This is a genomic window from Mesorhizobium sp. LSJC269B00, assembly GCF_000502815.1.
Classification (GTDB): domain Bacteria; phylum Pseudomonadota; class Alphaproteobacteria; order Rhizobiales; family Rhizobiaceae; genus Mesorhizobium.
Map to the genome: position 1 here is coordinate 1 of NZ_AYVN01000032.1, position 12,943 is coordinate 12,943.

The 12,943-nt window shown below is 59.4% G+C and carries 9 protein-coding genes, 7 pseudogenes and 1 other annotated feature; of the genes and pseudogenes, 10 read left to right on the plus strand and 6 right to left on the minus strand.

Annotated elements, in window-relative coordinates; translation table 11 throughout:
• The coding region (locus X771_RS135915) for a KUP/HAK/KT family potassium transporter (RefSeq protein WP_023690662.1) at window positions 1-1,594 on the minus strand (1,594 nt) is incomplete at its 3' end.
• A 197-nt stretch (window positions 1,595-1,791) separates the two neighbouring features.
• Here X771_RS135915 and X771_RS1000000168590 point away from each other — a divergent pair.
• The gene (locus X771_RS1000000168590) at window positions 1,792-1,941 is read left to right on the plus strand and encodes a hypothetical protein (protein WP_023703136.1); all 150 of its coding nucleotides are present in this window, start codon (window positions 1,792-1,794) and stop codon (window positions 1,939-1,941) included.
• A 155-nt stretch (window positions 1,942-2,096) separates the two neighbouring features.
• A pseudogene (locus X771_RS1000000167750) lies at window positions 2,097-2,992 on the plus strand (IS3 family transposase); the annotation flags it as partial.
• Window positions 2,348-2,463: a sequence feature (AL1L pseudoknot), on the plus strand. (Overlaps the previous pseudogene by 116 nt.)
• Here X771_RS1000000167750 and X771_RS1000000167755 read toward each other — a convergent pair.
• Window positions 2,971-4,397: pseudogene (locus X771_RS1000000167755) on the minus strand (IS30 family transposase). The pseudogenes X771_RS1000000167750 and X771_RS1000000167755 overlap by 22 nt on opposite strands.
• A 30-nt stretch (window positions 4,398-4,427) precedes the next feature.
• On the opposite strand from X771_RS1000000167755, the pseudogene X771_RS135900 reads away from it, so the two are divergent.
• The 4 genes and pseudogenes from X771_RS135900 to virD4 all read left to right on the plus strand — a co-directional run.
• Window positions 4,428-4,727, plus strand: a pseudogene (locus tag X771_RS135900) (integrase core domain-containing protein); the annotation flags it as partial.
• Window positions 4,728-5,262: 535 nt separating this feature from the next.
• A complete protein-coding gene (locus X771_RS1000000169635; protein ID WP_245261254.1) occupies window positions 5,263-5,805 on the plus strand; it encodes a hypothetical protein in 543 nt (180 codons plus the stop codon).
• Between the two features lie 18 nt (window positions 5,806-5,823).
• Window positions 5,824-5,988, plus strand: a complete 165-nt coding sequence (locus tag X771_RS1000000168595; RefSeq protein WP_023690668.1) for a hypothetical protein — start codon at window positions 5,824-5,826, stop codon at window positions 5,986-5,988.
• A gap of 42 nt (window positions 5,989-6,030) precedes the next feature.
• Window positions 6,031-7,644 carry a type IV secretion system ATPase VirD4 gene (virD4, locus tag X771_RS135890; protein WP_023690669.1) on the plus strand — a complete coding sequence of 538 codons (1,614 nt, stop codon included), beginning with the start codon at window positions 6,031-6,033 and terminating at the stop codon, window positions 7,642-7,644.
• 573 nt (window positions 7,645-8,217) lie between these two features.
• On the opposite strand, the pseudogene X771_RS0135610 reads toward virD4, so the two are convergent.
• Window positions 8,218-8,932: pseudogene (locus tag X771_RS0135610) on the minus strand (winged helix-turn-helix domain-containing protein).
• 79 nt (window positions 8,933-9,011) lie between these two features.
• On the opposite strand from X771_RS0135610, the gene X771_RS135885 reads away from it, so the two are divergent.
• Entirely contained in the window at window positions 9,012-9,287 is a 276-nt protein-coding gene (locus X771_RS135885; RefSeq protein WP_023690672.1) for an acyl carrier protein, read from the plus strand.
• Between the two features lie 105 nt (window positions 9,288-9,392).
• On the opposite strand, the gene X771_RS135880 is transcribed toward X771_RS135885, so the two are convergent.
• The 3 genes and pseudogenes from X771_RS135880 to X771_RS01000000165665 form a co-directional block, all read right to left on the minus strand.
• Window positions 9,393-10,010, minus strand: coding sequence for a hypothetical protein (locus tag X771_RS135880; RefSeq protein WP_023679572.1), 618 nt, complete (start codon window positions 10,008-10,010; stop codon window positions 9,393-9,395).
• A complete protein-coding gene (locus X771_RS135875) occupies window positions 10,010-10,189 on the minus strand; it encodes a hypothetical protein (protein WP_031194388.1) in 180 nt (59 codons plus the stop codon). Before X771_RS135875 ends, X771_RS135880 begins: the two co-directional genes overlap by 1 nt.
• Window positions 10,186-10,876: pseudogene (locus X771_RS01000000165665) on the minus strand (IS6 family transposase); the annotation flags it as partial. The gene X771_RS135875 and the pseudogene X771_RS01000000165665, both read right to left, overlap by 4 nt.
• A 329-nt stretch (window positions 10,877-11,205) precedes the next feature.
• Here X771_RS01000000165665 and X771_RS135870 point away from each other — a divergent pair.
• From X771_RS135870 to X771_RS01000000165670, 3 genes and pseudogenes are all read left to right on the plus strand, one after another.
• On the plus strand, window positions 11,206-11,583 hold the full coding sequence (locus X771_RS135870) for a hypothetical protein (RefSeq protein WP_023690673.1): 378 nt from the start codon (window positions 11,206-11,208) through the stop codon (window positions 11,581-11,583).
• A 198-nt stretch (window positions 11,584-11,781) separates the two neighbouring features.
• Window positions 11,782-11,981, plus strand: a pseudogene (locus X771_RS1000000167765) (DUF1403 family protein); the annotation flags it as partial.
• A gap of 50 nt (window positions 11,982-12,031) precedes the next feature.
• Window positions 12,032-12,711: pseudogene (locus tag X771_RS01000000165670) on the plus strand (IS6 family transposase).
• The last annotated feature ends 232 nt before the right edge of the window (window positions 12,712-12,943 follow it).

Here is a 12,943-nt window from a genome sequence, read left to right on the forward strand (position 1 = left end):
CTGTCGGCGCGCTTTGCGGATCGCTGGTCAGGAACACGGCGGTGCCGGACACCAGCTGCGGCTTCTTCTTCAACAGATTGCCGGCGAGGAAATCGAGCGGGATTTCGTTGCGCCGGGTCTTGTCGAACAGATAGCGGCTGCCGCGTATCCAGGTCCACATCGCCAGAACGATGGTGAAGGCCACCGCAAGCGACGCCCAGCCGCCCTCGAACACCTTCACGATGTTGGAGGCGAAGAAGCCGATGTCGATGAAGCCGAACAGCGCCGTCATGGCGACGGCCACCCACAGCCGCCATTTCCAGATGCGCGTCATGACGACGAACAGCAGCACCGTCGTCACCAGCATGTTGCCGGTCACCGAGATGCCATAGGCGGAGGCCAGCTTGCTCGATTCGCCGAAACCGACGACCAGCAACATCACCGCCAACGCCAGCAAAACATTGACGCGGGGCATGTAGATCTGGCCCGACTGCCGTTCCGACGTGTGCAGGATTTCGAGGCGCGGAAGCATATTGAGCTGCACCGCCTGCCGGGTCAGCGAGAAGGCGCCGGAGATGACCGCCTGGCTGGCGATAACCGTCGCCGCGGTTGCCAATACCACCATCGGGATCAGCGTCCAGCCTTCGTTCATCTCGAAGAATGGATGGCCNACCGTCGCCGCGGTTGCCAATACCACCATCGGGATCAGCGTCCAGCCTTCGTTCATCTCGAAGAATGGATGGCCGACGTGACCGTTCTTCGCCAGCACGAAAGCGCCCTGCCCGGCATAGTTTAGCAGCAGGCAGGGAAACACGATGGCCAGCCAGGCGAGCACGATGGGCTTGCGGCCGAAATGGCCGAGATCGGCATAAAGCGCTTCGGCGCCGGTGACGGCGAGGAAGATGGCGCCGATGGTGACGAAGGCGACATCGGGCGAATTGATCAGGAAGGCGACGATGTAGTGCGGGCTGACCGCCCACAGGATTTCGGGATCGGCGATGATGTGGTTCAAGCCCGAAAGACCGATAGCCAGGAACCAGACCGCCGTGATCGGCCCGAAGATCAGCGCCACACCGCCGGTCCCGAAGCGCTGCACCGAAAACAGGATCGCAAGGATGACCAGCGTCAGCGGCACGACGTAGGGCTGGAAGGTCGGGGTAACGACATTCATGCCTTCAACCGCCGAAAGCACCGAGATTGCCGGCGTGATGACGGCGTCACCGAAGAACAATGACGCGCCGACAATACCGATGGCCAGGATGATCGCCGAGCGGGTCGGGAAACTGCCGCGCGCCAGCGCCATCAGCGACAGCACGCCGCCCTCGCCGCCGTTATCGGCGCGCAGCACGAACATGATGTACTTGATGGTGACGATGATAGTCAGCGACCAGATGATCAGCGACAGCACGCCGAGGATATCGCCGCGCTCGGCGACATTGCCGCCCGACGACGCCACCAGCGCCTCACGGAAGGCGTAGATCGGGCTGGTGCCGATGTCGCCATAGACCACACCGAGCGCGCCTAGCATCAGCACCTTGGTGCTGTCCTGTTCGATTTCGGGACGGCTCGATTGTTCGACGGGTTCTGCCTCGCTACCAGCATTGGTAAGGGCCATGGACGACACTCCGATAAGGGGCGGCCCTCTACCTTTGCTGCACTGCAATATCAAGTGCCGCGACGTAATGGCTCCGTATGCGGACCGCATTTGTCGCCGCACCGGCGGATTGTCTCATACGAAACCACGATCCCGCTCCCAGGCCATTTCCTCGACGAGACACAGGCTCAAGGGGACCTGAAGGAGGGCCAGACCGGATGGGCGATGATCTGCGGCAGGAAACGATGGCGCTGCTTGTAGCTGACGGCATATCTTTCTCCTTTGTGTGTCTGCCAGACGAGCGGGCGGGCACGGAAGTGGTCGCGCTCTACTGCCAGACATACTCGTCCAACCTGATGAAAACCTGACTTGTACACCCAGCCCAAACAGGTGCGAGGGGTCGGTCTATTACCAAAGGCTCTGAGGGCTGATTCTCTAGGGTTCCCGCCCAGATTGATCCGTGACCCTTGTTGTGTACCGCCGCGGGTTGATCGGAGGCTCCAACTCCTGAGAAGGTGAAACCATGACAAGCAAGGCGACCAACAAGTTCTCTCCCGAGGTCCGGACCCCCCGCGATGCGGCTGGTTCTGGATCACGAACGCGAGCATACGTCGCGGTGGGCGGAGGTTTCATCGATCGCCGCCAAGATCGGCTGCAAGAAAGCCGAGCGTGACGGCGGCGTGCGCGCCGGAGTTCCCACGGATGCTGCGACGAAACTGAAGGCTCTGGAACGCGAGAGCCGCGAGCTTCGCAGGCCAACGAGAGCAAGGCTTCCGCGTATTTTGCCCAGGCGAAGCTCGACCGCCGGTTCAGGCCACGATCGCGTTCATCGACGATCACCGCAAGGCGCATGGGTTGAGCCGATCTGCAAGGTGCTGCCGATCGCCCCGTCGACCTACCACGACCATGTCGCCAAGCGCGTCGACCCCTGCCGGCTGTCGGCTCGGGCAAGATGGGATACAGCCTCGAAGGATGAGGTCCGACGGTTTGAGGCGAACTTCCGCGTCTACGGCGTTCGCAAGGTCTGGCGGCGGTTGCGTCGCGAGGGCTTCGAGGTCGCCCGCTGCACGGTTGCCCGCTTGATGAAGGCCATGGGCCTCGAAGGCATCGTCCGCGGCAAGCCGATCCGCACTACGGTGAGCGACAAGGCCGCACCTTGCCCTCTCGACCACGTCAACCGCCAGTTCCATGCTCCGGCGCCGAACATGCTGCGGGCCTCCGACTTCACCTGCGTCGCGAATCTGGACGGGCTTCGTCTATGTCGCCTTTGTCGACACCTATGCCCGTCGGATCGTCGGCTGGCGGGTGAGCCGGACGGCGCATGCAGCCTTCGTTCTCGATGCCCTGGAACAGGCTCTCCATGATCGGCGGCCCGCGCGGGGAGGCGGGCTCATCCATCACAGCGATAGAGGCAGCCAAGGCGGATTCAACCGGATCGTCGCAACACCGGCATCATACTGTCCCCCAAGGAGCTGGTCGAGGAGTTCGGCAGGTGTTTTCCAGCCGAGCGTTTTGCGCGGTCTTGTGTTGATAGCATGGGCAACTGCGTCCAGTTCCCGGGCTGTGTGCCGACTGAGATCCGTGCCCTTTGGAAAGTACTGTCTCAGCAAGCCGTTGGTGTTTTCGTTGGAGTCTCGTTGCCACGGGCTTGGGGATCGCAGAAGTAAATCTCGAGCCCGGTGTCGATGCGCAGGTCGGCTGCTGCGCCATTTCCGCTCTATGGTCCCAAGTCAGCGACTGACGCAGTTGCTCGGGAAGTTTGCCCATGGATCGGGCTATGGCTCTGCGGACTGCTTCAGCGCCGTGGCCGGCAAGTGGTGGACCGTTCTTGATGCGCAGGCTCTGCTGATAGCCATGCATGCGCGGCAGGTGAAGCACGCATTGTGAAGCGTGAACTTTGTTCCACGAGCGTACCGATCGCCTAGCCTCCGAGGCCAAGGATGAGGTCGCCTTCCCAATGTCCGGGGACAGCCCGATCGGCAATTTCGGCCGGACGGTCGCTTATTATAAGGGCGTCTCCAATGAAGGACTTGTTGCGAACTCGGGCCCGTTCGCGCGGTACGCGCAACGCTCGGCCTGAACGCAGACATGCGGTAAGTCCTCGGCGCAATGCTCCGCGTCCTTGAATGTACAAGGACTGATAGATCGTCTCGTGGCTGATCCGCATGGTTTGATCCTCTGGGTAATCGATCTGAAGCCGATTTAGCGATCTGCTCGGGGCTCCAGGCTGCCGACCACCTCCGGCTCTGTCGTTTTTTCCATACCCACCTTGGGGCCCTCGAATGAGGCGCCATTGGGATTGGTGACTTTGCCGGCCAAGCGCTCCTCAACATTCACGCAGAGCCGGATTGACCGCCAGCTTGCCAGGAGGCCGCCGGGACTCACGATCGGCGTGCCATTGGGCGGCACTGGCCGGTAATCCAGATTGCCGCTGCGCGTCGCGGCATTGCGCCTGACCTCCCGCGAGATTGTGCTCGGCGGCCGACCTAGCTTACGAGCAATGGCCCGGATGCCGATTCCCTTGGCAAGCTCAAGCGCAATATCCTCGCGCTACCGAAAGAAAGATATCGCCCCGAAGGCGGCTTCGCCCACGGCGCAAAATGCGTTGGCGGCATCCCTCCTGCACTCCGAACCAGCGCGGACCAAGAGGCGTTGATATACAGGCATCCAGTGCGGCCTCCTCGCTCGAACGTCCCAAGGCAATAGCTTGCCAGAACCGGAAGCGATTCTCACGCTGCCAGGCAGGCGGACGCCCGGGCGAATCTAGCTTCTTTCGAGTGCACCGATCTAAGCGCGTTGGTGAACCGTCATTGCAACCTCCAATCCCTTGGTGTTGCGACGACCGGTTGAATCCGCCCAACACGTCAGCATTCAATACACCGAGCGCTTGGCGGAGGCCGGCGTCGACGCAGTGGGCAGTGTCGGCGACTCTTTCGATAATGCTCTCGCCGAAACGATCAACGGTCTTTACAAGGCCGAGGTGATCCATCGACGCGGACCCTGGCGCTCATTCGAGGCCGTCGAGTTCGCCACGCTCGAATGGGTCGACTGCTTCAACAATCGCCGGCTGCTGGAGCCCATCGGCAACATCCCGCCGGCCGAAGCCGAGGAACGCTACTATGCCATGTTGGATGGACCAGCCATAGCCGCGTGACTCAAACGAAACGGCCTCCGGAATGCCCGGGGCAGTTCACATCGCATTTGATGCCAGCTTCATCGTATTTTCTTCGGCTTGGACGGGCACTTGGCAGACCCACAGAGCTGGGAACCCTTTGCCATACTACAACTGTAACATCATATCGGTTTAGCAGGTCAAGCTTCGGTGGTAACCTCATTGGGTAGAATAACTACTTTGGAGGCGAGCAATGGATCGCGATAACAAACGGGCACGAGCAGCTGCAAGATCATCTCAAGGCGGGGGGAGCAGTAGCCTGCGTGACGTTCCAGAGGGGCCATTGAGCGATGTTGCAGAACGGCTGGTAACCGCTAACCCGCGCGATACAGCGCGAAACCTTGGGGGCTTCAAAGGCCTCGGGACGCACGAGCGAACAGCCGTTCGGGGCACTCAACCCGGGCCAGAAACTGACCTCGCGAGATTTGAAAGGCGGACCAATCGGCTTGGACGATCAGCCATCAATCTGGCCGCGACATTAACAGCCGAATTGGGGTACAGCACGGATGACATAGCATTGCAGAAAGTCGGAGCGGCCAGTAATCTAGGCGATTACCTAACGCCAGGGCTGCAAGATGCTATTGTTAATCGCATTGGCAACATGGATCCGCCGTCGCAAGCTCTCGGAGCTTATTACGTTGCGCCACACTTCAGTAAGTTTACTGACGAAAACAAATCTCGCATTCTTGATCAGGCCATTGGATTGGCTTCTTCTGATCCGGATGGCAATGTCAGGATGATGGCATCCAATGCTATTCTCAACATGTATCAACAGTTAGACGCAAATCAACAGGCCCAAGCTCACTCAGTTTTTCCCGGCATGCAAGACATCTTGCCGCACATGCCGCCGCCGCAGCATGCAGCAGAGGAACGGAGTGCGAATCTGGACGGCCACATAGCAGGTATTGAGGCTGCAGTCCGTGATACAGTAGGCCCGCAAACCTCCTATGAACAGCTGCAGCGGGGTGCTCAAGTCGGGCGGTCCATAAGCCAAGCCTACAATCACGCCCGAGAGGACCTAATGGAGGCCACCCGAAGCAGAGATCGCTCCGGCCGTTGATGTCTCGGCCATGGTACAGTGACGCTTTCTCTCCCGAATTCCGTCTACGGCCTTGCCGTTTCCAATTCGCTGGCCGTTGACGTAAACCACGTCTGCCGGGTGATGCGCTGCAAGCATCGCACCACCCACTGCGGCATCGATCTGTCGAGCGGCGACATCGCGCGACGCCGGTTCGGTCTCTGAAGCACGCGCAGCATTAGCTACGGCTAATCCGGCAATGGAAAAATGCTTTCAACAAAAACGACGCCCCCCAACATAGCCATTAGCATCGCGTGCTCACTCGCCGTGGGCTTCTGTGCGGCAAGTCTTTACGCAACCTTCCGCCACGGCGGCAGCGGCGAGGCTCTGATGGCGTTTGATGTCCGTGCCTTTTGGTTTGAGACGCCCTTCTATTTGGGTTTCGCAACCCCCGTTTTCTATCGGGGCGCGGCTATCGTGCTCTCGACGTCCGCGGTCGTCTTGCTGATTCAGCAGATCGTATTGCGCCGCAAGCTCGAACACCACGGGACGGCTCGTTGGGCTCGAGTGGATGAAATGCGACGCACGGGATATCTGCGACGATACCGTGGCGTGACAGGGCCGGTGTTTGGGAAGACAAGTGGCCCTTTCTGGCCTGGCTACTACCTGACCAATGGCGAGCAGCCTCACAGCCTCATCGTTGCACCGACCCGCGCTGGCAAGGGCGTCGGCATAGTCATTCCAACGCTACTTACATTCAAAGGCTCGGTGATAGCTCTGGACGTCAAGGGGGAGCTCTTTGAGCTCACCTCGAGGGCGCGCAAAGCCGCAGGTGACGACGTGTTTAAATTCGCGCCGCTGGATTCGGAGCGGCGCACAAACTGCTACAATCCGCTGTTGGATCTTATAGCGCTGCCTCCACAGCAGCAATTCACCGAGGCCCGCCGCTTGGCCGCAAACCTGATTACGGCCAAGGGGGAGGGCGCGGAAGGTTTCGTCAGCGGCGCGCGAGATATCTTTGTCGCGGGAATCCTTGCCTGCATCGAGCGGGGCACGCCAACAATCGGCGCCGTCTACGACCTCTTCGCCCAGCCGGGGGAGAAGTTTAAGCTCTTCGCGCGACTCGCCATGGAGACTCAGAACAAAGAGGCACAACGCATCTTCGACGACATGGCGGGGAACGATACGAAAATCCTAACCTCCTACACTTCCGTGCTCGGCGATGGCGGGCTCAACCTGTGGGCGGATCCCGCTGTAAAGGCGGCCACAAGTCGCTCGGACTTTTCGGTCTATGATCTTCGCCGTCGCAGAACGTGCATCTATCTTTGCGTTGGTCCGAACGACCTTGAGGTGATCGCGCCTTTGATACGCTTGTTTTTTCAGCAAATCGTTTCAATTCTGCAGCGGTCGCTGGCCCGCCGGGATGAAAAGCACGAGGTTCTCTTCCTGCTCGATGAGTTCAAGCACCTGGGTAAGCTGGAGGCGATCGAGACCGCAATCACGACTATCGCGGGCTACAAGGGGCGTTTCATGCTCATCATCCAAAGCCTTTCGGCACTGACGGGGGCTTATGGAGAGGCTGGCAAGCAGAATTTTCTCAGCAATACCGGACTGCAAGTGTTCATGGCCACGGCTGATGACGAGACTCCGAACTACATTTCCAAGGCCATCGGTGAATACACGTTTGAAGCCAAATCGATTTCCCACAGCCAGGCGCGAACGTTCGACTGGACCATTCAGAATTCACATCAAGGTGCACCGCTATTGCGTCCCGAACAGGTTCGGCTGCTCGATGACGACTACGAGATTGTTCTCATCAAAGGTCTGCCACCATTAAAATTGAGGAAGGTGCGNGGGCCAGGCCCGGCGAGTGGGCTTTGAGCAGCACGTGTCCGAGGCGCTCCGGCCGCTGTTCGATGGTCGAGCTGACGAGCCGCCAACCAATCCAGAGGAGCTTCTGCGGCTGGAACAGGGGGCCTCGCGAGGTGCTTCAGCGAGGGCAGGATCATCAAGCCGCCTCATCTTTTTTCAGCAACCCAGGGATGCCGATGGACGGGATGACCTCAACAGAAGCGTGTCGGAGTCTTTCGCAAGCTCTGGGACGCCGGAGTTCGGGCCGTCGCCCCCAGTCTTGGCTGCCAGCCAACAGCAGATCCGCCCTTCGCCGGATGAGCTTGACCAGGGCAACCACCTGCCACCCGAGTGAGTCGTCCCAAAAATGAACATTCACTAGCGCTGTTGTGGCCAGCGGAGACGCAGAGGGCCCTGAATGCGCCGCAAGCCGTCGCCATTCAGCAGCAGCTGAGCGAAATCGGCAATTCAGGCGGCCGCGTGCATATGCAGAGAGGCGCTGATGCGATCTCCGGACCGGTAGCTCTCGCTGTAATTGATCAGGCTGGTACTGTTGGAAGGCTTGATCAGCCTCGTCACCCCAATCTCCAGCATAGCTCACTGTCACGCGGCCAACGTGCCTCCGTAGCTAACATCTACGTCAGCGTTGAAGAAGTACCCTGCGCCACGGGATGTTTTGACCAGGCGAGGGTTGGCCGCATCAGCCTCCAGCTTTCGGCGCAAGCGCATGATTAGGACATCGATACTTCGATCGTACACCTCTTCTCCACGCACACGGCTCGCGAGCAAAAGCCGTTCTCTGGATAGCACGTTGCGGGGGTTCTCCAGAAATGCGATCAAGAGATTGAACTCACATGCGGTAAGCTTGACCTCGCCACGCTCCGCACAGATCAGTCGCCGCTGCTTCACGCTGAGCTTCCAGGCCCCAAAGCGAAATGAGCGCTGCTCTCTGGTTCGCGGACTAGAAATGCGCTGGCGTAGCGCTACTCGAATGCGGGCCAAGAATTCGCGCATCCCGAAAGGCTTGGGAATGAAATCGGTTGCGCCGAGCTCCAGTGCAACCACTTTTTCCGCCTCATCAAGCCGGTCGCCGCTGATCACTATGATAGGAACATCCGATTTTGTCGCCAGATTGCGGACGATCGCAAGTCCATCCTCCCGGCCTAGGTTAAGGTCAACAACCACGAGATCGACTGGCTCACGTGAAAGAACATAGTCAAACTGCTTGCTATCGTGGACTGCGGTTACCTTCAGGGCATGCATCGGCGATGAGGCGCCGCATTGCGGCATCATCGTCAATGACAAGAACATGTTTCAACGGCACACCTGGTTTTGGGGGTTGCGCCCCGATCAGGGTTGCATTTACCTGAATCTGCAAGCAAAGGCATGTATTAGTGATGACATTACTTGAAATTGAACAACTGGTTCTCAAAACCCTCAACGCTCTAGTTGCCGAAAAAGTAGAGGTGTCGATGACGACCAGAATGCGGGATCTCGGCCTCGACAGCCTCGACTATAACGAGCTTGCTACGGCGATCGAGAGCCGACTTGGCTGGTTTGTCGACGATTACAAGCTCTGGCAATACGAGTCCGTAAGGCATGTCGCCGACGCCGTCGCCAGTCAGGAGTTGCGCACCGCGGAACCACCAGCAGTGCGACAACTGCTGGAGTAGTGCTGTAGGCACAGGTTACGGTGAGGGCAGCTTGGGCGGCGGTAGCTATTGCGATTGCTCCGCTGTGGTTTCTATTCGTGACTGGTGTGTTTGAGAACTGTTGGGTCAGCCCGGTCCATGTCGCAGTGCCGATGCCCCCTTGGTGGCGTTGCCCGCAATTGCGATCGCTGCGCCCAGGGCACCAATGCTGACGGTCGTTGTCAGGCCACCCGTTGAATTGTTGTCAGAGGCAACAGTGCCCACCACACCATCCCAATTGGTGGTCGTATAGACCGACATGTAGTCACGGAACACGCTCTCACTATACGTGGTCACGATCGTTGCCGTCGTACCGGTTGGCACGAGGGCCGACCACACTGACAGATAGACCACACCAGAATTGAAGATGCTTTCCACCTGAGCGAGAAGGGTGGCAGCCACACCCCCAATCGTCATACTGTTGACGGTCACTGCACTTTCGGTGTCAGTGGTCTCAGTTGTCACGATGACACGACGATTAGCGTGTGGCGCGACAAGAAGCGGAATGCTGGTGTGGGTGTAAACGGTCGTGGCAGTCGAGTCTTCGTGAGTGCCATTGAAGACCAGATCTATCGGGAACATTTTCTCCCAGACGCCCGAGCTGCGCACATAGACCTGTCGAGCCTTGGTCCAGAGGCTTGAGATTTTCACCCATACGGCGCTAGCCGCCCCCCAGACCCCGGAGGCTTTGACGTAAAGGGCCATTACGGCTGCACCCAGAAATCACCGTCCACGCCGCCAGAAGGGGCAGCGGCCGAGATCGTGACGCTGCGATTTGCCATCGTGCCGACGCCGAGAAGCGCCTTGGTCTGGGCAATGGACTGCGGTCGACGATAATTGTCCCCGGTGCCGTCACTCGACACGCGACCGACGAAGCTCGTCACAGCGTCGGCACCTGTGGCGTAGGTCGAGCGGTACAAACGGGTCGTGATATCACCAGCGCCATCGCGCTGAGGCGATGAACATGTATGGCGAGAGCAGAACGTTTGGGGCGGGACGAAGAGGTTGCGGAGGGCTGACAAGGTCGAGACGAAGCGTTGCAGGCCTCCCGGCGATCGGACCTCTGCATCATCCGCTCCCGTTTTCGCGGCGGCACATGGGAATTCTCCGCTCCGTTGTTCAACCCCTTGTGCGACCGGTGCTTGACGTCCGGCATCACCTGTCGCTTTGCCGCTCCATACGAGCGCGCTAGTCGGTGATCATGCGCTTCGGCGCGAGCCCCTGCTTCTTCAACGGCCGCGTCAGCAAGCGCTTGGCGGCCTTGGTGTTGCGGCGGTTTTGCACGATTTCGTCCAGCACATATCCATCCTGGTCGACGGCGCGCCACAACCAAAGCTTTTTGCCGGGCGATGGTGACGACCACTTCGTTCAGGTACCAGACATCATTCCGGCACGGCGGCTTGCGGCGCAAGCAGCGAGCGCAGTCCAGCCCGAACTTAGATGCCCCACCGGCGACTTGTCTCATACGAAACCACGATGCCGCGTTCCAGCAGCATTTCCTCAACCAGGCGCAGGCTCAGCGGAAACCGGAAATAAAGCCAGAGCGCGTGGGCGATAATAGGCGGCGGAAATCGGGGGGCGTGTAGCTGACGGCGGGCGTATTCATGCCCCCCGGCGTCCATGTCGCAAATCTTGACGATTGCTTTGTGTGTCAAGCCCGCCGCAGGTCTCAACGCGTTCATATGCAGACATTGTGAAAATCGCTCTATTCCGCCTTTTTTTACCGCCCCTTAAGTCCCCCGCTCGCATGCTTGTCGATGCATTGAACTCATAGCCATCGGCCAAGGATTTTGGAAAATATGTTTCCGCTCGCAGCAGAAAACGTGAGAGTCGCTGTAGGCCTAACGTCAAGGGGAGAGAGCGGTTTGATTGGACGAAATGGGTACCGGAGTACCGAGTCATGAAGCCACGAGGTAATCTGGTCCGACTGAAGCAATTTCAGGTGAATGAGAAGCGACGACAGTTGCACCAGCTAGACATCATGATTGCCGATTTCGAACGCATGGCGCGAGAACTGGAGTTCCAGATAAACGCCGAGGAAACGAAGGGCGGCATCTCCGATGTCAATCATTTCGCTTATCCGACGTTCGCCAAGGCCGCTCGCCTACGTCGTGACAACGTCAAGAATTCGCAATCGGACCTTCTGCGGCAGAGAACCGCAGCCGAGCCATGCCTCGCCGAGGCTGAAGCAGAGCTCTCCAAGGCGCAATTGCTAGAATCGCGCAGCGGCAGAGGCCACGACCTCGAACCCGGCAACCGAAGCGCCATGATCGGCTGAGCCGGACGGCTTCAGCGCGCCTCAATTCGCGACACCGACTGGCCGTTGGCGCGCGAGAGGCGTGCGGGCACTGTAAAGATATCAGCGTCTTGATGCAGCGATAGCTGGTCGGGACGGCTGTCATGCTGCGGCGACATACGCGATTTTGTCCAGATTTGCATAGCGGCGTTACGCAGGTATGGGGGAAAGTGGAATTGGTTGGCAATCGGATCATCGGTGGAGACGAACCGCTGCCGGCGGACCGGCGCCTGGCGGCAACGCCTGGCGCTTTCGGCGGCGGCGGTAACGGCAAAGCAGGCTGGCCGCGTCGAGGATGAAGCGGCCCCTGCGTGATGCCGTTCTGCTCACGGCCGGGAGACGGGGTCGGCCCCGCCGGCCGGATGCTGCTCGCTTGGCGCGGCACCGTAAAGTCAACCGACAGCTTATGAAGATGTGCTTACATTGGGCCATGTCAGAAGTTGCTCGTGGTCCGCTCTATGGTCGCCACCGCTTTCCCCCGAGATCATTGCGCACGCGGTATGGCTCTACTTTCGCTTTCCGCTCAGCCTGCGCATGGTTGAGGACATGCTGGCGGCCCGCGGCATCATCGTCACGCATCAGACCGTTCGAAGCTGCGCGGAGAAATTCGGACGGCATTTCGCCCAGGAGATCAATATCAGCCGGCTGCCTGGGCGACAGATGGCATCTCGACGAGTGTGTCGTGGCTATCAGTGGCAAGAAGCAGTGGCTCTGGCGTGCCGTCGATCAGGACGGCTTCGTCCTCGAAGTGCTGGTACAAAGCCGCCGAAATGCCAAGGCGGCAAAGCGTCTGATGCGCAAGTTGCTGAAAGCTCAAGGGCGGACACCACGGATCATGATCACCGACAAGCTCCGATCCTATGATGCCGCCATGCGCGACCTCATGCCCGGCGTCGAACACCGGTCGCACACAGGCCTGAATAATCGAGCGGAAAATTCGCACCAGCCGACCCGACGACGCGAAAGGATCATGAAACGCTTCAAGTCGGCACGCCAGCTTCAGCGGTTCGTTTCCATCCATGATCCGATTGCCGACCTGCTCACTTTCCCTGCAATGCGCTGTCATCGGCTCAACATCGAGACCTGCGTAATGCCCCCATGCAAATCTGAACAAAATCGCGTGTGTCGCCACAGCGTGACAGCCGTCCCGGCCAGCTATCGCTGCATCAAGCCGCTGAAACTTACAGTGCCGGGCGCGCTGCTACCTGAATTTCCTTAACGCTCATTCAATGTGACAGCACCGATTGTTCTCAACCGCGACATGCCCTAAATCGCCACCTGCGTGCCGATCTCGACCACACGTCCGGTCGGGATCTGGAAATACTCCGTCGCATCGGCCGCC